This window comes from Flavobacterium chungangensis (assembly GCF_042654045.1).
In the GTDB taxonomy this organism is placed as follows: domain Bacteria; phylum Bacteroidota; class Bacteroidia; order Flavobacteriales; family Flavobacteriaceae; genus Flavobacterium; species Flavobacterium chungangensis.
This window is the reverse complement of sequence record NZ_JBHSFY010000009.1, coordinates 70,951-92,817: the sequence shown is the minus strand read 5'-3', so window position 1 is coordinate 92,817 and position 21,867 is coordinate 70,951. Positions and strand designations below refer to the sequence as shown.

Sequence of the window (21,867 nt, the reverse complement as noted above, 5' to 3'; positions counted from 1 at the left end):
GATAAATCTGGCTCTGTAGATAAAAATTTGACTCTTAATAAAAATATTCAGTAGTTCCTAAACTGTCAGATCCGTTATCAACTTCTTTCGTTGGGTAACCTTGATCATTATACGTAAAAGTGCTGTTTGTCCATAAATCACCACCTGATGTATCTGTTAGGATATTGAATTTAACTCCATTTGCTTCTCCATCAGCAAATGCGATTTTATCCATTCCTAAAATATTTTTAGTCGCATTGTTTTTATTATCATAAGTGTATTTATGATTTGGCGAGTTAGTGCTTGTAATTTCGCTTACTTCACCATTTACAAATTTAATTGTACCTGTTCCTGAAGGAATAGTTTGGGAAAGCTCATTTCCTGAATATCCTTTCACTGAAATTGTACCATCGGTATTATATGTATAAACTTCCTTATATCCTCTTAATACTGCTTCTCCATCCTCAGCTTCATATTCAACTCTTACAAATGTGGATAGCTTTCCATCAGTAGTGTATGTAAAAGTATTTACTTGTTCTGATTTTCCATTAGGAAGTTTGAAATCAATTTTTGTAATTAAATCTCCTGTATAAGTATAATGCAGATTAAAAAATCCAGTATCATCTGTTGCGCTTACTATTTTGTTACCGTCGTACTTATAATTAATGGTAGCTTTATCTCCATCTGGATTTGTAATAACAGTTTTTTTAAGTAAAACAAGATCTGAAGAACTTGATGAATCATCGCTTGAACACGATGTCAAAACTAGTGCTAAAGCACCAAAAAGGCATAATAGTTTTTTCATGTTGATTTGGTTAAAATTCTTATTAGTGCAAACCTAGTACAATCAAAAATCAAAACCTTACGGGATTCCTCATCGAAGCATATTTTACAATTAAAAATTATTAAAACACTAACAACAAACAATATAAACTCCTTTTTGTTTTTTTAGATCTAATTTTGAAAAATTAATATACATATTCGTTGACTTCTTTTATTTCTCCAGTATAATCATAAGTCATTTTTTTTATTGGATATCCTTTTTTATTATATTCATATTCCATTTTAAACCAGTGGGGCTCAAAAATTTTATTTGATGATGGCCCTTGAATATTCTTTACATAATAAAGACTCATATTATTATTTGAAGATAAACTTGTTTCATAATCCACACAAAACTGATCAAGCAATAAACTTAAACCTGTAATATTTTTAAAGGCATTTTTATTTGTATCGTATTCATAATTAGCAATACTAATAATATCATAACCATCTTCCCAATTACATTCAGACTTCACTATATTTCCATCAATTATAGTAATTACTTCTTTTCCGATTCTTTTTGTTTCTTCCTTTGCATCAATACCTAAATCGTACGTTTCCTTAGTTATGGAACCATCATTGTTATAATTATAAGTATATTTTGTTATTTGATTGTTTGTAAATTTTGTGGCAGTTTTCAGCTTATCATCTTCATATGTAAATAAAGTTTCAATACTTTTTGTTTCCTGTCCTTTATAGAAACTATAAACCGTTTCTCTCACGATGTAATTACCATTATATTCATAATCTCTTTTACCATTTTTATTTGTTATACTCAGGATTTTATTTCCATCATATATAAAATTGGTGTCATAATTTTCTGAAGGAGAAGTGAGATATATTGTCTTTAAGGTTTTAAGTAAGATTGTATTTTCAGAATCGTAGTATTCTTCATTGGAACAAGAATTAAATACTAGAAAAATAACTGACAAACAACACAATAACTTCTTTTCCATCATATTTCACTTAAAGATTTCAAACAAAAAGAAGCATTTCTGCAAAAACAAGTCTCCACTAAAAGTTTTAATTATAATAGAATAAGACACATTTAAAAAAGTGAGTTATTTGATCTATTTTTTTTCAATAAAATTGCTTTTAATTTAAAAACCATTGCAATTATGAAAGAATTAAAAATTCTGTTAACCAGTTTAGTATTAGTATTATCATCTTGCCATTCGGATGAAAGCAACACTAATCCTAAATCAATTTCATCCCAAGATCAAACTCCATTAATCTGTACATTTGACTTAAGACAAAATTTGGATAATTTGATTTCAAAGCCTAATGCAGCTATAATAAATTGGCGTTGGCAGGCAGGCCAAACTATTAAAATTAAATTTTTGGATGGTGAAATTGCTTGGCAGGAAAAGGTAAAAAGCATCGCCAACGAATGGACTAGATATGCTAATCTCAAATTTGAATATGTCGGAATAAATGAATATGCTGATATTAGAATTGGTTTTTTATTAACTGGAGAAAATAATAATTATGGAGCATGGTCAGAATTAGGGGCTCAAACAGCGTACATACCCCAAAGCAAACAAACAATGCGATTAGGATCTTTAACTGGTCCAGAAGACAGTATAAGAAGAACAATTTTACATGAATTTGGACATGCTTTGGGTCTATTTCACGAAACGACAAATCCAGCAGCAAATATTCAATGGGATTTACCAAAAGCTTATAAATACTATAGTTTACAATTTACTAAAGAGCAGGTCGATCTTTTCATAATTAACAAAGAAAATACCGACGATTATAGCGAGTATGATCCTCTTTCTATTATGCATTATTATATTCCGGCATCTATTACAACAAATGGTGTTGGCGTATACGAACAAACTGTTTTATCACAAATTGATAAAGAATCAATAAACAAATGGTATCCGTTTCCCTTTGTATCTGTTATGGAGTCTGGACAAAGCTGTAATGATCTGCGTTGGAAAGATCGTATTCAATCGAACAATAAAAGATATTCTTTAGAATTTACCCCCGGTTTTTTACGAATAATTGATCTAGTTGAAAAAACAACAATTTGGGAAGTTGGAAATATTCAATATCCTCGTAAAGCATTTTGCTATTTTGAATCAAACGGAAATATCATATTAAAAGGTGCTAGATATATTGTAGCACCTGTAGAAACTATTTGGACTAGTAATACATCTGAATATCCTGGAGCTACATTACATTTACAAGATGATGGAGATCTTCAATTAATCTATAATGGAGCTGTAAAATGGTCTTCTAAAAATGGGAAAGTCTAATTAAGTAAAAAAGCCGGAAGTTTTTGCTTCCGGCCTTATCGTAAAAAAATTAATAGATTGTATTGCATTGCTATTCATCTGAAGATTTAGTTAACGGGATTACCATTTTTCATCACATGTGCAATACTATTGGCTTTTTATTGTATTGATTAACAAATTGAAATAAATTAATTTTTTAACCAATACTTAGTTTGAGTTAAATTAGTATGTATAATCAAATATTTCTTTTACGGTTCCATCTTCATTATAAGTTGTTTTTTGAGTTGGAAATCCATTAGAATTATATTCAAATTTAGTTTCATAAATTTTTGACACTGGAGTTAAATTACCTGTAACAACTATAGACTCAGTATATTTTTCAATATTATTAACAGAAGAATAAACATCCTGACCTAATGAACTAATAATTCCCTGATCTAATAACAAACTAAATCCCACAATATTTTTAAATGGATTATTTTTTAAATCATAATAGTAATTTTTTGTAGAAGTACCATTTCCGTTAACATTAATTAATTTAGTTAAGTTTCCATTTGCAAAAGTAAGCAAATCACTATATGGAGATTTTGTCTCTACTCCAGTCGTTGTATTTATAGAGTATAATTGCTTTTTAATGGTTCCGTCATCATTATAAGTGTAAACGTATTTTGAAAAACTTGTAGTGTTTGAGGTATAATAATAACTTACTGTTTCTAATTTACCATTAACATAAGAATATAAAGTCTCTGCATATTTTGTAGGCTGATCCCCAGTCACACTATAATCAACTTTTTTTGTTATATGATTACCTTCATAAGTAAATTCTGATCTTGAGAATTTATGTGTTATGCTTACAATCTTATTTCCATCATAAATAAAAGTACTAGTCTTATTTTCCACAGGAGCTTTTAGGTCAGTACGCTGAATAGTTTTTGGTAAATCTGAATGATTTTTGTCGTTTTTATCGTTATCATCTTTTGAGCAGGAAATTGCGGTTAATGCTAAAGCGATAAAAAGGAATAGATTTTTTTTCATTTGAAAGATTGTTAGATTAATAATTTTCAAAACTATCTTTAAAAAAGAAAGAAATTTACCCTAAAAAATTCATTATATAACAGAATAAGACATATTTGTTTCAAGCAATATACTAACGGTGTGTTTTAGCTGTTTTTACCCTTTTTTAATATACTAGTATGCTTAAGTATTATAATAAAATTGGAGAATGGTTATCAAAAAATAGAAAATAGACAAATAAGAAAACCAGATTATATCTGGTTTAAAAATATCCTATAGTACCTGAACCTATATTCACCTCTTTACTTAGGTCTTGATCATTATAGTAAAGGCGCTCTTTCTCCATAATCTGCTTTATTTACCTTCTGCATTACAAGAAAAGGTATTTATCTAATCAACTGTTCGGTCCTAAATATTTACATTCTATTTTAATAATTAAATCTCCTGTATAAGTATAATAAAGATTTACATTTTTAATAACAAAAATCCCAGCCACAAACCCAAACAATTCCTTACTTTTGCATCTTCCATTTTTTTAAAATCTTATATGAAATTATTATATACTTACATTATCAAACATAAAATGCTCTTGTTTTTTGCTTTGATAATGGCTACTATCAACATTTGTTTCAGTTTGTCTGACTCTGTAATTACAGGAAAATTAATGCAGGACTGCGGTGTCGGTCTGGCAAAATACAAAGGAAACGAAATCGGATTTATAAAATCTTTAGCTTTCTGGCTTGGTCTTTCTCTTGGCGCAGCCATGATTTCCAGAATTACCAAAAACTTCCAGGATTATTTTACCAATGTGGTCATTCAGCGTACTGGAGCACAAATGTATACTGACGGTATCAAGAAGTCTCTTGATCTTCCTTACGCAGAATTTGAAGATCAGCGAAGCGGTGAAACTTTAAGCAAATTGACTAAAGTTAGAATTGATTCAGAAAAACTAATTACGCTTTCTATCTCTTTAATTTTCCAAACTATCATTGGTTTTATATTCGTAATCGTTTATGTAGCCCGAATTGATCTTAGAATTTCAATTATCTTTTTAATTACTGCTCCAATTATTGCTTTAGTAAGTTTATATCTAGGGAAAAAGATTAAAATTGTTTCCCGAAAAATTGTGAATCAAACCAATGCATTGGCAGGTTCTACAACCGAAAGTTTACGAAATATCGAATTAGTAAAAAGTCTTGGTTTGACTTATCAAGAAGAAAAGCGTTTAAACTTAAATACGTTTAAGATTCTTCAACTAGAGTTACAAAAAATAAGATTTATTAGAAGTTTAAGTTTCATTCAAGGAACAACCGTTCATTTCTTGAGAACTTGTGTTGTTTTTGCTTTGTATTATTTCTTATTTGGAGGAAAAATTATCGTTGGAGATTTATTGACAATGGTATTTTTTACCTTCTTTATTTTTGGCCCTTTACAGGAATTAGGAAATTTTATTATTGCTTTAAATGAGACAAAAGTTTCAATGGAAAATTTCAAAACCTTATTGAATGCTCCAAAAGAATTCCGTCCAAAAACTCCAATACATATTGGAGCTATTCAGAAACTGCTTTTCGAAAATGTGAGTTTTCAGCATAAAACTGCCAAATTTAAAGCAGTTGAAAATATCAATTTTGAAATCAAACAAGGTCAGACCGTTGCCTTTGTAGGTCCGTCAGGATCTGGAAAAACAACTTTGGTAAAATTGTTAGTTGGATTGTATACTCCAGAAGAAGGTCAGGTTTTATATAATGATATTGATTCGACCGAAATTGATTTACTAGATTTAAGAAAACAACTTGGTTTTGTGACGCAAGATGCACAATTATTCTCTGGAACAATCCGCGAAAACTTATTATTCGTTAAGCCAAATGCAACCGACGAAGAATTATACGATGCTTTAAAACGTGCAAGCTGTGACAAACTTTTAAGACGCGCCGAAGATGGTTTAAATACTACAATCGGTGAAGGCGGAATTAAAGTATCAGGTGGTGAAAAACAGCGTCTATCTATCGCCAGAGCTATTCTGAGAAATCCAAATTTATTGATTTTTGATGAAGCGACTTCTGCTTTAGATTCAATTACCGAGGAAGAAATTAACGATACAATACGAAATATTTCAGATAAAAACAGAATCACAGTACTAATCGCACACCGTTTATCAACTGTAATGCACGCTGATAGAATATTTGTCTTAGAACAAGGTAAAATTATCGAGCAAGGTAAACACGAAGATTTAATTGTCGAGAAAGGACTTTATTATGCTATGTGGCGCCAGCAAATTGGGGAGCGTAAGTAGGTGCGAATAAAGAATCTCGCAAAGTCGCAGAGTCGCAAAGTTTAATTTTTTAAGCTTTGCGACTCTCTTTTTTTATTTAAGTTTTTAAGTGCTTTTACTAAAGATTAGAAACTACTCTTTTTATTCCAAATTTGATAATTGGTACATTAAAGTTAATTAATAAACCTAATTTCATTTTTGTGATTTTGAGATATGTAAGAACTTGTTTGGCATGTACATCTGTCAATTGTTCGATAGATTTAATCTCTAGAATTACTTTATTTTCAACAATTAAATCTGCTCTAAATCCAATATCCAGATTTATTTGATCCCAAATAACAGGCAACGTTTTTTGTCTCTCTACACTTAATCCTCTCTTTGTTAATTCATGAAACAAAATCGCTTCATAAACTGATTCCAATAATCCTGGCCCTAATTTGACATGTATTTTATAGCAAACATCAACTACAATAGCCGAAATTTCATTCTCATTCATTTTTACAAAATTAAAGTATAAACTTACAAAAATAAAATTTAAAAGCTTTTGCGACTCTGCGTCTTTGCGAGATTAAAAATACCTTCAACTTAACAAACAAAATCTTAAAGATTAACTTAAAAAAAGTCGCAAAGCTTAAAAAATTAAACTTTGCGACTCTGCGTCTTTGCGAGATTAAAAATACCTTCAACTTAACAAAACAAAATCTTAAAGATTAACTTAAAAAAAAGTCGCAAAGCTTAAAAAATTAAACTTTGCGACTCTGCGTCTTTGCGAGATTAAAAAAAACTTACTTCACGAAATCCACAGCTTTAGCTAAAGCCTCAGCAATTCCATCAACATTTTTACCTCCTGCAGTTGCGAAGAAAGGCTGACCGCCTCCTCCACCTTGGATGTATTTACCTAATTCGCGAACCACTTGTCCAGCGTTTAAGTTTTTGCTTCCTACGATTTCTTTAGAAACATAGCATGTTAACATTGGTTTTCCTTCATATGCTGTAGCTAAAACAATAAATAAATCGTTGTAAGCATTACCTAACTCGTAAGCTAAATCTTTTGCTCCCTCTGGGTTTAAATCTACTTGCTTAGCCAAGAATCTAACTCCATTGATTTCTTGTAATTCTTTAGCCAAATCAGCTTTCATATTTTTAGCTTTATCTTTCAATAAAACTTCCAATTGTTTTTTCAACTGTGCATTTTCATCTTGCAATGCTTGGATCGCTTTTACAGGATCTGGAGCATTTTTAAGCACTTCTTTAATTTCTCCAAAAGAAATTGCTTGAGACTCAAAATATTCTTTTGCCGCTTCACTTGTGATGGCTTCGATTCTTCTAATTCCAGCAGCAACAGCTCCTTCAGAAACAATTTTAAAGTGCCAGATGTCAGATGTATTGGCAACGTGCGTTCCTCCGCATAATTCGACAGAATCTCCAAATTTAATGGTACGAACTAAATCACCATATTTTTCACCGAACAAAGCAATCGCTCCATCTTCAAGTGCCTGTTCTTTCGGAATCGCTCTTTTCTCTATTAATGGTAGACTCTCACGAATCCTTGCATTTACAAAGTTTTCAACCTCTAATAATTCCTCATCTGTAACTTTAGCAAAATGAGAAAAGTCAAAACGCAATGAAGCATTTCTTACCATCGACCCTTTTTGCTCGATATGAGTTCCTAAAATCTTACGTAAACCTTGGTGCAGCAAGTGCGTAGCCGAGTGGTTTGAAGAAGTTTTAGCTCTTTGAATTTTATCTACAACAGCGTTGAAAGTTGCTGTAATATTTTCTGGTAACGATTGTGTTAAATGGATTGTTTGGTTATTTTCTTTCTTCGTATCAATGATATAAATAATATCTCCGTTTTGAGATTCTAAATACCCTTTATCCCCCGTTTGTCCACCACTTTCTCCATAAAATGGAGTTGCATTGAAAACCAATTGGAAAATTTCTCCATCTTTTGCACTTTCAACTCTACGGTATTTTGTAATCTTAACTTGTTGTGATAATCTGTCATATCCAACAAATTCCTGAATGTCATCTTCTACAATTACATTCCAATCTCCTGCAGTTACTTTAGAAGCCGCACGAGACCTCTCTTTTTGCAATTGTAATTGCTCTTGAAATCCTTTTTCATCCAATTTCAATCCTTTTTCAGAAAGAATCAAAGCAGTTAAGTCGATTGGGAAACCGTATGTATCATACAATTCGAAAGCTTTTTTACCATCGATTGTATCTCCTATATTGTTTAAAATTACAGCATCTAAAAGAATTAATCCCTGATCTAATGTTCTCAAGAAAGAGTTTTCTTCTTCACGAATCACATTCGAACAAAGTGCTTTCTGCGTTCTGATTTCTGGGAAAGAATCTCCCATTTGCTCACTTAAAGTTTCAACTAATTTGAAAATAAATGGCTCTTTTGTTCCTAAGAAAGTAAATCCATAACGAATAGCACGACGTAAAATTCTACGAATTACATATCCTGCACCCGTGTTAGAAGGCAATTGTCCGTCAGCAATAGCAAATGCTACCGCACGAACGTGATCTGCCACTACACGAATAGCAATATTCATTTTATTTTGTTCTTCACTAATGCCTGTTACATCATTAGTTGTATATTTTGCTCCAGTAATTGTTTCGATTTCTCTAATTAAAGGCATGAAAACATCAGTATCATAGTTTGATGTTTTTCCTTGCAAAGCCATACATAAACGCTCAAATCCCATTCCGGTATCAACGTGCTGTGCCGGAAGTTTTTCCAATGAACCATCTGCTTTACGGTTGAATTCCATGAATACATTATTCCAGATTTCAACAACTTGCGGATGATCGTTGTTCACTAAACTTTTTCCAGAAACTAAAGCTTTTTCTTCTGCAGAACGTAAATCAACGTGAATTTCAGAACAAGGTCCGCATGGCCCTTGGTCACCCATTTCCCAGAAATTATCTTTTTTGTTTCCAAGAATAATTCTATCCTCATCAATTAATGTTTTCCAAATATCCCAAGCTTCTTGATCAAACGGAACATTATCCTCTTTACTTCCTTCAAAAACAGAAACATAAAGATTTTCTTTTGGGATCTTGTACACTTCTGTCAATAATTCCCAAGCCCAGTTAATAGCTTCTTTTTTGAAGTAATCACCAAAAGACCAGTTTCCTAACATTTCAAACATAGTGTGGTGGTAGGTATCAATACCCACCTCTTCAAGGTCATTATGTTTTCCTGAAACACGAAGACATTTTTGCGTATCGGCTATTCTTGGACTTTTTGGAGTTCCGTTTCCTAAGAAAAATTCTTTAAACTGGGCCATTCCCGAGTTGTTGAACATTAAGGTTGGATCGTCTTTAAGTACAATAGGAGCCGAAGGAACAATAGTATGCCCTTTACTCTCAAAAAAATCTAAAAATTGTTTACGTACGTCTTGTGATTTCATATTTTAATTAGAAAATGTGTCTGTTTTAATGTGTCAATTTGAAAATTAGATCATTAGCTAATTTTATTCATTTGATGATGCGTTAAGTTTTTTATAATGTAATTAAAAAACTTATAATCTAAACAATAAATTGCCTATTTTGCGCATTATCTAATGATAAAATAGCCCCAATATCTAATCATTAATCCTTGTAAAAAAGTGTCGAATAACTGAAACTATTAGCAGTTTTATTCGACTAACTCATTTTACAAGGTGCAAAAATAGCGTATTTTAAAATATGGCGAAAGTAAAATATTATTACGACTCAGAAAATCTGGCTTATACGAAAATAAAAACCAGAAAAAGAATAAAAATAGGTTATGCATTCCTGTTTTTACTGGCATCGGCACTGTTTGGTTTTTTAGTTTTTGTTCTTTTGATTAACACGCCTTATTTCGAAACTCCAAAAGATCGTTTACAGGCACGTGAAATTGAAAACTTAAAACTTCAATATTCCATTTTAAATAAAAAACTGGACGAAATCGACGCTGCCGCAGATGCATTAGAAGAACGTGACAATAATATTTATCGTGTGTATTTTAATAAAGCTGAAATTCCAGATTCGATCAGGAAAGCTGGTTTTAGAGGTTCTGATAGATACAAAGCGCTAGAAGGATATAATAATTCTCAATTGGTTTTGAATGCAACTAAAAGAGTCGACAAACTATCGAAGCAGTTGGCAATTCAGTCTAAATCTTTAGATGATATTTTAAAATTAGCTGGAGCTAAAGAAAATTTATTATTAGCGATTCCTGCCATTCAGCCAGTTCGAAATGAAAATTTAAAACGTGTCGCGTCAGGTTTTGGATACCGAATTGACCCTTTCACGAAAGTGAGAAAAATGCATAACGGAATGGATTTCACGGCCAATACAGGAGCTCCCATTTATGCAACAGGTGACGGTGTTGTAGAAAGAGCTGACAATACCGCTTCGGGATACGGAAACCACATCGTGATCAGGCATGGTTTTGGATATGAAAGTTTATATGCGCATTTAAGCCAATACAACTGTCGTCCGGGACAAAGAGTGAAACGCGGCGATGTGATTGGTTATGTTGGAAGCACGGGTAGATCTGAAGGGCCGCATTGTCATTATGAAGTGCATAAAGATGGAAAAGTCGTAAATCCGCTTAATTTCTATTACGGAAATATTTCGGCTGTAGAATATGTGGCAATTTCGCAAATGGCAAATCAAGAAAATCAATCATTAGATTAATATCACGAAAAAATAGTATTTTTGAAATAAAATAGAAAAAAACAAATCATGCATATTGAACTTTCTAAAGACAAAAGATATTACAGTATTGGCGAAGTTGCCAAAGCTTTTAATGTCAATGCCTCTTTGATACGATTTTGGGATAGCGAATTTGACATTCTAAAACCTAAAAAAAATGCAAAGGGAAATAGAATGTTCACTCCAGAAGATGTTACCAACCTTCAATTAATCTATCATTTAGTAAAGGAAAGAGGCTTTACGCTTGAAGGTGCCAAAATACACTTAAAAGAGGGTCAGAAGAAAACGTTAGATAAATTCGAAATAATACGTAAATTAGAGTCGATAAAAACGCAACTGAACGACATCAAAAACGAATTGTAATTAAAAATAGAAATAAACTTAAATCAAAACAAATATGAAAAAGTGGTTAATCCCTGTAGGAATTATTGTAGCACTTATTGCTATTATCGCATTTTGGTCGATTGGTATTAAAAATACTGCTTTGCAACACAGTCAGGCTGTTAATAAAGAATGGGGAAATGTTCAAACGGCTTACCAAAGACGTAATGATCTTATCGGGAATTTAGTAAACACTGTAAAAGGTGCTGCTGACTTTGAAAAAGGAACTTTGACAGCAGTGATTGAAGCTCGTGCAAAAGCTACATCGGTAACTATCGATCCTAGCAATGTTACACCAGAACAATTAGCAGCATTTAACCAAGCTCAAAGTGGCGTAAGTTCATCATTATCTAGATTATTGGTTTCTGTTGAGCAATATCCAACTTTAAAAGCGAACGAGAATTTCTTAAAATTACAAGACGAATTAGCAAGTACTGAAAACCAGATTTTAACTGCTAGAACTCGTTTTAACGAAGCTGTACAAGTTTATAACGGATACGTTTTAAAGATTCCAAACAACTGGTTCTTGAGCAAATACAAAGAAAAACCATACTTTGAAGCTTCTACTGGAGCAGATAAACCAGTTGAAGTAAAATTCTAAAATCTACAATCTAAACTCTAAAATCATTTTCATGTCAAAAGTAGAAGATTTTTTAACCAAAGAAGAAGAACGTGAAATTGTTGAAGCAATTCGCGTGGCAGAAAACAATACTTCTGGCGAAATTAGAGTGCATATAGAAAAAACAACTTCTAAAGTCCATTTTGATCGGGCTTTAGAAGTTTTTCATGAATTGCGAATGGATGAAACCAGATTGAAAAATGGAGTATTGCTCTATTTTGCAGTTGAAGATAAAAACTTTGTAATTTGTGGAGACAAAGGAATTAATGATGTCGTAGCCAATGATTTTTGGGATTGCACCAAAGACATTATGGTAAATCATTTTAAAACCGGCAATTTTAAACAAGGAATTGTTGACGGTATTTTGAATGCCGGAGAACAGCTCAAAAAATATTTTCCTTCTCAGGAAGATGATGTAAACGAACTATCTAACGAAATCTCAAAAGGATAAATAATGAAAAATTCCAAAATTAAAATCCCCAATTCCAATAGAATTTTTCAGATTACTTTTTTGTTTATCGCATTATTTATCAGCAATGCTATTTTTGCGCAATTTGAGATTCCACCCAAACCAAGTTTTCAGACTTCTGTTTACGATTACGCTAACATTTTAAGTTCTACAGAAAAGGCACAATTAGAAGAAAAACTAATTCGTTACTCTGATTCAACTACTACTCAAATCGTAGTAATTACGATTGAAAGTTTAAAAGGAGAAGATGTAAGCCAATTAGCAACAAAATGGGGGCAAACATGGGGAATTGGAGGAACTAAAGAAGATGATAATGGAGTCGTCATTCTTTTAGCTAAAAATGAAAAAAAGATTGCCATCAATCCTGGATATGGTCTGGAAGATCGTTTAACGGCAGGAATTGGCGGAACAATCATCAGAAACATTATTATACCAGAGTTTAAAGCGGGAAGCTTCTACAACGGTCTTGATAAAGGAACTGATGCTATTATTGATGTTTTTAAAGGAAAATACAAAGGCGAACGCAAACAAGCAAAAGGACAAGATTTTCCTATTCTGCCTTTTATTGTAATTGTTGTAATTGTTTTAATCTTACTCGCTCGAAATAAAAGAGGCGGCGGAGGAAATTCTGGCAACAATGGCGGCGGTCCTAGCCTGCTCGATGTTATTATTCTTAGTAATCTTGGAAGAAGTGGAGGAGGCGGATTTGGAGGCTTCGGTGGCGGATCATCTGGTGGTGGTTTTGGCGGAGGCGGTGGCTTCGGAGGCGGATTTGGCGGTGGAGGTTTCTCTGGCGGTGGATCTAGCGGAGGCTGGTAATTTATTCTGGTTCTAATTTTCTTTGTTTCAGGTTTCAAGTTTAGGTTTCAATCTTAAAAAATCATACATTTACATTTTACAATTAATTAATAGATGTTATCACATAAAGCAAAATACGCCCTTAAGGCCTTACTTTATTTAGCAGAACAAGACGAAAATCACATTTCTAGAACTGTAGAAATCGCTGATGGCGCGAACATTCCTAAAAAGTTTTTAGAACAGATTTTATTAGATCTAAAACGCGGTCGTTTTGTAAGCAGTAAGCAAGGGAAATTTGGCGGATACTATCTAATTAAATCCAAAAATGATATCACTTTGGCAGAAATTCACCGATTATTTGACGGTGCAATTGCCCTTTTGCCATGCGCATCTTTAAATTTTTATGAGCCTTGCTCTGATTGTAAAACCGAGTCTGAATGCAGTCTTCGTCACGGTTTAATGCTAATTAGAGATAAAACTTTGAAGGCTATGGAAGGCATCACAATCGCCTCACTGGTAAAAAAATAAAAAAATATTTTCTAAAGTCTAGTAAATCGATAGAATTAATTATATATATTTGCCAAAAATAATTAACTAATCATTTACAAAATTTTAACTCATGAAAGTACATTCTAGTAAATCAGGTGGACAAAATCTTTTGCAAAAAAAACATAATTATAATTTCACAACTGTGAATACTGCTTCATCTATGATATGTATGTGTTGGTAAAAAAAATTTAATTTTAAATTCTACTAATCATATATACTTAATATAAAAAATGAAGACATCTATAAAAAATATATTTACAATACTTGCAGTTTTAACATTCTCAATCTCATTCGCACAAAAAATTGACGGGGTTGTTACAACAGATCAAAATATTCCTTTAGAAGCAGCCAATGTGGTAATTAAAGGAACAACTTTTAGTACAATTACAGATTCTGAAGGAAGATTTTCGATAGAATCACAAGGGAAATTACCGCTTACAATCCTAGTTCAATACATTGGTTATAATACTGCTGAACTTGAAATTACAGCTATCCCTGCTTCGCCTTTATTGGTTACTTTACGCGAAGAAAACAAACTTGTTGAGGTTGTAGTTTCTTCAAGAAGAAGAATTGAAAAAGTACAAGATGTGCCTATTGCCGTTTCTGTAGTAACAGGAAAACAAGCAGAAGCAGCGGGAGCGTTTAACGTAAACCGTATTAAAGAATTGGTTCCTTCTGTACAATTGTATTCTTCTAATCCAAGAAATACTGGAATCAACATTAGAAGTTTAGGTTCACCATTCGGACTTACCAACGATGGTATCGATCCTGGAGTTGGTTTCTACGTAGACGGTGTTTATTATGCTCGTCCTGCAGCAACTACTTTAGATTTTATCGATGTAGAACAAATCGAGGTATTACGTGGCCCACAAGGTTCTTTATTCGGAAAAAACACAACTTCCGGAGCTTTTAATATTACATCTCGCAAACCAAGTTTTACAACTGGTGCCGATTTTGAATTGAGTTACGGAAATTACGCCTTTTTACAAGCAAAAGCTTCTATTACTGGAGCATTAGGAAAAAAAGTAGCAGGCCGTTTATCTTTCTCAGGTACACAACGAGATGGATTAATTGATAATGTTGCAACAGGAAGACCAACCAATACTTTAAACAATCAAGGTTTTAGAGGACAATTATTATGGACTCCTACTGAAAATACAAACATTACTTTTGCAGGAGATTTAACAACACAGCGTCCTGACGGTTATGCGCAGGTTGTTGCTGGTGTTGCCCCTACTCAAAGGGCTGCATACCGTCAGTTTGATGCTATTATTAAAGATTTAAATTATCAATTGCCAAGTTTAAATGCTTTTGACCGTAAAATAGATCACGATACACCTTGGCGTTCTGGACAAGATTTAGGAGGTGTTTCTTTAAACATTGATACAAAAATTGGAGGTGGAACTCTTACTTCTACAACTGCATGGCGTTTCTGGAACTGGGATCCATCAAATGATAGAGATTTTACAGGATTACAAGTTTTAGCTAAATCTCAAAACCCCACAAGACAAACTCAGATTACACAAGAGGTTCGTTATGCTGGACAATTAACTTCAAAAATTAGTGGTGTTGCAGGAGTATTCTTTATCGATCAGACATCTCAGACAGATGGTACAGAAGAATCAGGAAATGCACAATGGAGATTTTCTCAAAGTTCAACAAGCCCACTATGGAAAACTCCAGGTCTTTTTGAAGGTTACGGAATTAAAACCGATGCAAGAATTAGAGCTTCTAGTGCTGCAGTATTCGGACAGCTTGATTGGGCTGTTACAGAGAAATTCCACATTTTACCTGGTTTGAGATATAATTTTGATAAAAAAGATGCAAGTTATTCTCGTAAAACTTATGGAGGTCTTCAAACTACAGATCCTGCCTTATTGGCTTTGAAAAAATCGGTTTACTCTGATCAGGCATTTGACTCAGATACTGACAATACAGACTTTTCTGGAAACTTAACGCTTACTTATAAAGCATCAGACAAAATCAACGCTTATGCAACTTATGCAAAAAGTTACAAGCCGGTTGGAGTTAACGTAGCTGGTCTTCCAACAAATGCAGCGGGACAGCCATTAACTGAACTTGCAGTGGTTAAGCCAGAAAAAGTAAATCATTATGAAATTGGAGTAAAAACTTCTCCTTTCAAAAACTCAATTTTCAACTTAACGTTCTTTAATACTGACATCAAAGATTTCCAAACCAACGTTCAGGCAGCTGAATTAGGTGTAAACCGTGGATATCTTGCTAATGCAGATAAAGTCCGTGTAAGAGGTGCAGAATTGGATGCAAGTTTTGTAATCAATTCGCATGTAACAATTAATGGAGCGGCAACTTATACAGATGGTAAATATGTGAAGTTTACTAATGCGCCACTTCCGTTAGAAGAAACTGGAGCGCCAGTTGCCTTTAAAGATGTTTCTGGAACTGAATTGCCAGGAGCTTCAAGATGGGCAGGTTCTCTTGGAGGTGAACTTTCTGACAATGCAAAATTCTTTGGTAATGCTGGAAAAATTTTCTTTGCTGCTGACGGATACGCTCGTTCTGAATTTTCTTCAAGCCCTTCGGCTTCAAAATATTTAGTCGTACAAGGTTATGCAATCTTTAATGCTCGTTTAGGTTTCCGTGCTTCGCAAGGTTTATCTATTCAGATTTGGGGAAGAAACCTTTTCAATAAAGATTACTATGAGCAATTATTGCCTGCAGGTGGTAACACAGGTCAATATGCTGGAGTTCTTGGTGATCAAAGAACTTACGGAGTTACATTTAAGTATTCACTGTAAGATGGTTAGTTAGTTTTAGTATTAAAAAGGGATACATTTTAAAATGTGTCCCTTTTTTTTATTTCACAAAATAATTTTCAAATCAAATTTTAAAATAGACGGAAATAAGATCATTTGTATAAATTCGCAGCCTGAATTTATAGTTTTTGAACAGATCTTTTAGATTACTTTTTACCATAATCTTTCTTTGTCAGCTAATTACTGGGCAAAATCAAAGAAATATCGACCAGCAGACTTTGACTTGGATTCGATACTATAATATTTTTCCGTTATCCGAAAAATGGGCTATTCATTCTGAATTTGATAATCGAAGCTTTGTAATCCCTGTTCACGAAAATCTTTTCGTTATACGATCTCAAGCTCGTTACAGAGCGACTAATATGATGGATTTTGGTGGCGGATTTGCTTTTTTTAGTGTCAATACTCAAAATCCAAACCTTGATCCTGATTATTCTGTTCCTGAATATCGTGCACAGCAAGATCTTACTTTAATTAATGATATTGCCAAAATCACTTTTCATAATCGCTTTCAACTGGAAGAACGATTCATTCAAAAAGCGGATAAAAACGTACTTTTAGACGAATTCTCATTTGCTTACCGATTTAGATACCGATTACAATCTATGTTTACCCTTTGGGAAAAAGAAGGAAGAAGCATAAAAGGAACAATTTCTGACGAAGTGTTATTCAATTTTGGAAAAGACAACCGAAGAAATACTTTCGATCAAAACCGTTTTTACGTTGCTTTACGTTATCATTTCACACCAAATCTTGGATTAGAATTAGGTTACCTAAAAAACTTTCAAAGACGCGCCAGCGGTATAGATTTCTACGATCGCGATATCATCAGGTTTACGGTTTATCATAGGATTAATCGGAAAAAGTTATGAGTTAGGAGTTAGGAGTTGTACAAAAAATGCCTGTCAAATTTAATTTGACAGGCATTTTTTTAACCTTTGAACCTTTGTTCCTCTGAACCTCTGCACCTTAAAAACTAAGATCCTCTCTGTTTTCTTCCTTTTTTGCTTTCCGCAAAATTTCCAATCTTATAGGCTAGAGAAAACATTACGTAACGTTTTAAAACTGTATTTTCTTCATCTCGAATTGAGGTTGGCGAAATAGTTCTTGTTGCACTTTGGTTTTGATTTAAAACATCATACACTTTCACTTTTGCATATAATTTTTTATCCATAAATCCGTAAGAAAGACTCGTATTCCAAAGGAAGAAATCCTTTTTAAAATCGTCTGAAATATTTGAATTGTACGTATATCCAAAATCATTTCCGAAGATTAAATTAGCGGGCCAATAGGATGTGGTCTGTAAATTAATTCTGTGAATCACGTTTGAAGTCGCATCTCTAGAATAGTTTTCATATCGTGTTTCGTTGTACGATAAACTATAAGATGGCGCAATCGAAAGCACTTCTCCATAATCGTAAGAAGCGTAAACACTTGGCGTTAATACAACCGATTTTGCATTGTACATAACCGCATTTGTAAATCCTTTATCAAAATTATAATTACCGCTTAAACGCAAGCCATATCTTAAAGTATGAGCATCTTTTTTAACCTGCTGATTCCAGTTTCCTCCAACCGAAGCCGAATACGTTCCTGAAATATTTACATAAGTTGTATTTCTTTTTCCGCTATCATCATAAATAGAAGTTGAAACTATATCATTGTTATAATAATCTCCTTTAAGGAACAGGCTATAGCCAGAACGTGTTCTAAAGTCAAAGTTTTTAAAATCGATTCCTGCCGTATTTTTCTCAATCGGATTTAAGTTTGGATTACCAATTACACTATTCAACGGATTATTCAAATCTGCAACGGGCATTAATTGTGTTGCCGACGGAAGCGCATTAGAATAATCGTATTTGAAAGTTAAATTTTTAGAACGATTAAATTTATATCGAAGCTGTGCCGTTCCATACGGAAGCATGTATCTTTTATTCAAATCGGTTGCTTGATTTAAATAAAAAGAATGATTATCAAACTCTACAATGGATGTTCTAGAATTGATATTAAGCGTGTATTTACTTTTCTGCCAACTAATACCCACTTTTGGTGTAATCGAATTTTGTTTGGATGTGGTATAATTTGTTAGAGACAAATTTAAATCTGAATAGTCTTGTGAAGCATCATCAAAATTAAATGTCTTTTGATCGTTCATCGAACTTTGCCAGTCAAAATCGGTACCAAAACGAACGCGAAGCGAATCTGTAATTGGCTCTGTATATTCTAAATCCAGCGAATAAGCATCGCTTTTTGAAGTGTTTTTTGCGTTCTGATTTCTTTCATCATTTGGTTTATTATCCTGATAAAAAATCGTCTCAGAAATGTTGATTCCGTTCGAATCATTTTTAGTGTTATTATTATTAAAAACCAGACTTAAGTTTCGCGACTTCTTTTCAAAAGTTTTGTTGAAATTAATACTATTGGCAAAACTTGTATTAGAACTTTCTGTATGCGATGTTGCTGTACTTTCGTTCAACGCATCGCCATTTTCATTTTCAGAAAAAGTCGAAGATTCAGTATTACTTTTTGATTCCGATAAATTCAATTTAGGAGCAATGACAATCTGCATCGTAGGATTGATTTTGTATTCTAATTCAAAATTGGCCTTGTTTCCTGTATTTTCATTTCTGGTTTTAGAATCAGCTTCTGTCAAGATATTTCCCGTTGGCAAAAAACTAAGCTGGTTAGATTTACTGTCGTTTTTAGTCACCGCATTTGTAAAGTTATAACTGCTCATAAACTCCAAATCCTTTGTCCAATCGTCAGAATAATTAATCCCAGCCAAAGTAGACTGCGTAATTCCTTTTCCGCCACTACTCGCTCCCTGACTGCCTCCTTTTGCATTTCTTCCGCCACCCATATTATCAAATACCTCATCCATAGAAAATCCGGTTGAGTTGATATTATTTGAAGATGCTAAAACACTAATTTTTTGTTTGTTCTTGAAGAAATTCATCATCAAACTACTTTCATAGCGTTCGTCTGAACCATATCCTCCAAGTACTTTACCAAAATACCCTTTGTTTTTCTTTTCGTCGATTGTAATATTTATACTCGAATAATCTGAAGTAGATTCTTGTTTAGAAAGTTCTTCTTTTTTGGTTTTAAAATCCGAAACCTGAACTTTTTTAATAATATCTGCCGGAAGGTTTTTAATGGCAATAGCTCCATCTTTATCAAAAAATGCTTTTCCGTTGACTAAAACCTGATTGACTTCTCGCCCATTTACGGTAATTTTTCCTGTATTGTCAACATCAAATCCTGGCAACTGTTTCAATAAAGTTTCCACATTTGCATCTGGACGCACTTTATAAGATCCGGCGTTAAATTCTAATGTATCTTTTTTGATGGTAATGGGCGGTGCTTCGCTTTTTATGATTACCTCATTTAAGACATTTGCATTTTCAAGCATGTACAATTTACCAAAGTCTTTGCTTTCTGTAAGTCCTTTTTGTTCTTCGTAATATGCTTGATATCCTGTATAATTTACTTTTAAGAAAACGGGCTTATCATATTTTTTAGTATTGATAATGAAATTTCCGTTTTTATCGGTCGTAGCATATTCAATAATGGTTGAATCTTTTACCGCTGTAAAATAAACGGTGGCGAGTTCTAGCGGAAGTTGCGAGTTAATATCGACTACAGTTCCTTTAATAACAATATTGTTCTGGGCATTTGCCGAATATACAAAGGCTAAAAACAATAGTAATGAATAAATTCTGGTCATAAAATTAGGTTAGTTAGATCAGTAAGACTTAAAAAAACGCAAAAGGTTTAATTGTATTTTTTACATTTATCCAAATATAATGCCAATAAAAAATTGATCTTTTAATTATCTAGATACCAAACATAAAAAAATCCCCTAATTCAAGGGGATTCTTTTTTTATTTTTCTCTAATATAAATATCGATCGGAACTCCTGCAAAATCCCATTTTTCTCTAATTTTATTTTCGAGATATCTTTTATATGGCTCTTTAACATATTGCGGCATATTGGCAAAAAATACAAACTGAGGTGTTTGTGTTGGCAACTGCATACAATATTTAATCTTTACATATTTTCCTTTTGTTGCTGGCGGCGGATAAGCCTCAATAACCTTCAACATGTACTCGTTGAATTTTGAAGTTGCAATTCTTTGTTTTCTGTTTTCGAAAACTTGAACTGTTGCTTCCAATGCTTTTAATAAACGCTGTTTTGTTAAAGCAGAAACGAATAAAATTGGCACATCTGTAAAAGGCATCAATTCTTTTTTGATTTTCTCTTCGTAATCGCGAGTAGACATCGTATCTTTTTCTACCAAGTCCCATTTGTTTACCAAGATTACAACCCCTTTACGGTTTTTCTCAGCCAACCAGAAAATACTCTGATCTTGACCTTCAAATCCGCGAGTTGCATCGATAACCAAAATACAGATATCTGCATGCTCAATTGCACGTACAGAACGCATTACAGAATAAAACTCTAAATCTTCTTTTACTTTTGCTTTACGACGAATACCTGCAGTATCAACCAAATTAAATTCGAAACCAAAACGGTCAAATTTTGTATCAATTGCATCACGAGTTGTTCCAGCAATATCGGTAACAATATAACGGTCTTTACCAATCAAAGCATTGATAAAACTAGATTTTCCAGCATTTGGACGTCCTACAACTGCAAAACGTGGCAATTCAACTTCTGGTGTTTCTGGTTCTGGTTTTTCTGGGAAAGCATCAATTAAAGCATCCAATAAATCTCCTGTTCCACTTCCAGAAATACTTGCGAATGTATAATATTCACCTAAACCAAGATTGTAAAACTCTACCGCGTCTTTTTCGCGCATAGCATTATCAACCTTATTTACAGCCAATAAAACTGGTTTTGTTACTTTACGAAGTAATTTTGCAACAGTTTCATCCATTGGCGTAATTCCTTCTTCAACATCAACCACAAAAATAATAACATCGGCTTCGTCGATAGCAAGTTCTACCTGCTTACGGATTTCACCTTCAAATACGTCATCGCTTCCGCGAACGTATCCACCGGTATCAATGACAGAAAACTCTTTTCCGTTCCACTCGCTTTTACCATAGTTTCTATCGCGGGTAACCCCAGATACTGAATCTACAATAGCTTCTCTTCTTTGTATCAGCCTATTAAAAAGGGTCGATTTCCCTACATTAGGTCTTCCTACTATCGCAACAATGTTATTACTCATTTTATTGATTTTTAGATTTTAGACTTTAGA

Annotated in this window: 17 protein-coding genes; 10 read left to right on the top strand and 7 right to left on the bottom strand. The window is 33.1% G+C overall.

Going from position 1 to position 21,867, the window contains the following annotated elements; translation table 11 throughout:
• Positions 1-34 precede the first annotated feature (34 nt).
• Positions 35-784: a hypothetical protein gene (locus tag ACFO3N_RS15375; protein ID WP_379799075.1), complete on the bottom strand. Its 750-nt coding sequence runs from the start codon at positions 782-784 to the stop codon at positions 35-37.
• Positions 785-947: 163 nt separating this feature from the next.
• On the bottom strand, positions 948-1,742 hold the full coding sequence (locus ACFO3N_RS15370) for a hypothetical protein (protein WP_379799073.1): 795 nt from the start codon (positions 1,740-1,742) through the stop codon (positions 948-950).
• Positions 1,743-2,069: 327 nt separating this feature from the next.
• Between ACFO3N_RS15370 and ACFO3N_RS15365 the strand changes: the two genes are divergently transcribed.
• A complete protein-coding gene (locus ACFO3N_RS15365; RefSeq protein WP_379799071.1) occupies positions 2,070-3,065 on the top strand; it encodes a M12 family metallopeptidase in 996 nt (331 codons plus the stop codon).
• Between the two features lie 201 nt (positions 3,066-3,266).
• Here the strand turns inward: ACFO3N_RS15365 and ACFO3N_RS15360 are convergent, their stop codons facing one another.
• A complete protein-coding gene (locus ACFO3N_RS15360) occupies positions 3,267-4,079 on the bottom strand; it encodes a hypothetical protein (protein ID WP_379799069.1) in 813 nt (270 codons plus the stop codon).
• Between the two features lie 526 nt (positions 4,080-4,605).
• Here ACFO3N_RS15360 and ACFO3N_RS15355 point away from each other — a divergent pair.
• Entirely contained in the window at positions 4,606-6,351 is a 1,746-nt protein-coding gene (locus tag ACFO3N_RS15355; protein WP_379799067.1) for an ABC transporter ATP-binding protein, read from the top strand.
• Positions 6,352-6,448: 97 nt separating this feature from the next.
• Here the strand turns inward: ACFO3N_RS15355 and ACFO3N_RS15350 are convergent, their stop codons facing one another.
• Complete coding sequence (locus tag ACFO3N_RS15350) at positions 6,449-6,826, bottom strand: GxxExxY protein (RefSeq protein ID WP_379799065.1); 378 nt, start codon at positions 6,824-6,826, stop codon at positions 6,449-6,451.
• A gap of 289 nt (positions 6,827-7,115) precedes the next feature.
• Positions 7,116-9,755, bottom strand: a complete 2,640-nt coding sequence (alaS, locus tag ACFO3N_RS15345; protein WP_379799063.1) for an alanine--tRNA ligase — start codon at positions 9,753-9,755, stop codon at positions 7,116-7,118.
• 277 nt (positions 9,756-10,032) lie between these two features.
• Between alaS and ACFO3N_RS15340 the strand changes: the two genes are divergently transcribed.
• The 8 genes from ACFO3N_RS15340 (at position 10,033) to ACFO3N_RS15305 (ending at position 17,511) form a co-directional block, all read left to right on the top strand.
• A complete protein-coding gene (locus ACFO3N_RS15340; RefSeq protein ID WP_379799061.1) occupies positions 10,033-11,010 on the top strand; it encodes a peptidoglycan DD-metalloendopeptidase family protein in 978 nt (325 codons plus the stop codon).
• Between the two features lie 48 nt (positions 11,011-11,058).
• Entirely contained in the window at positions 11,059-11,391 is a 333-nt protein-coding gene (locus ACFO3N_RS15335; RefSeq protein WP_026730479.1) for a MerR family transcriptional regulator, read from the top strand.
• A 34-nt stretch (positions 11,392-11,425) separates the two neighbouring features.
• Positions 11,426-12,010 carry a LemA family protein gene (locus ACFO3N_RS15330; RefSeq protein WP_379799058.1) on the top strand — a complete coding sequence of 195 codons (585 nt, stop codon included), beginning with the start codon at positions 11,426-11,428 and terminating at the stop codon, positions 12,008-12,010.
• A gap of 31 nt (positions 12,011-12,041) precedes the next feature.
• Positions 12,042-12,479 (top strand): TPM domain-containing protein, encoded by a 438-nt coding sequence (locus ACFO3N_RS15325; protein WP_379799056.1) that lies wholly within the window; start codon positions 12,042-12,044, stop codon positions 12,477-12,479.
• Between the two features lie 3 nt (positions 12,480-12,482).
• The gene (locus ACFO3N_RS15320; protein ID WP_379799053.1) at positions 12,483-13,316 is read left to right on the top strand and encodes a TPM domain-containing protein; all 834 of its coding nucleotides are present in this window, start codon (positions 12,483-12,485) and stop codon (positions 13,314-13,316) included.
• A 93-nt stretch (positions 13,317-13,409) separates the two neighbouring features.
• Complete coding sequence (locus tag ACFO3N_RS15315; RefSeq protein WP_012023964.1) at positions 13,410-13,823, top strand: RrF2 family transcriptional regulator; 414 nt, start codon at positions 13,410-13,412, stop codon at positions 13,821-13,823.
• Positions 13,824-14,074: 251 nt separating this feature from the next.
• A complete protein-coding gene (locus ACFO3N_RS15310) occupies positions 14,075-16,621 on the top strand; it encodes a TonB-dependent receptor (RefSeq protein ID WP_379799051.1) in 2,547 nt (848 codons plus the stop codon).
• A 146-nt stretch (positions 16,622-16,767) separates the two neighbouring features.
• Complete coding sequence (locus ACFO3N_RS15305; protein ID WP_379799049.1) at positions 16,768-17,511, top strand: DUF2490 domain-containing protein; 744 nt, start codon at positions 16,768-16,770, stop codon at positions 17,509-17,511.
• A gap of 104 nt (positions 17,512-17,615) precedes the next feature.
• On the opposite strand, the gene ACFO3N_RS15300 is transcribed toward ACFO3N_RS15305, so the two are convergent.
• Positions 17,616-20,366 (bottom strand): outer membrane beta-barrel protein, encoded by a 2,751-nt coding sequence (locus ACFO3N_RS15300; protein ID WP_379799047.1) that lies wholly within the window; start codon positions 20,364-20,366, stop codon positions 17,616-17,618.
• Between the two features lie 157 nt (positions 20,367-20,523).
• Positions 20,524-21,837 carry a ribosome biogenesis GTPase Der gene (gene der, locus ACFO3N_RS15295; RefSeq protein ID WP_250833916.1) on the bottom strand — a complete coding sequence of 438 codons (1,314 nt, stop codon included), beginning with the start codon at positions 21,835-21,837 and terminating at the stop codon, positions 20,524-20,526.
• Positions 21,838-21,867: the final 30 nt, after the last annotated feature.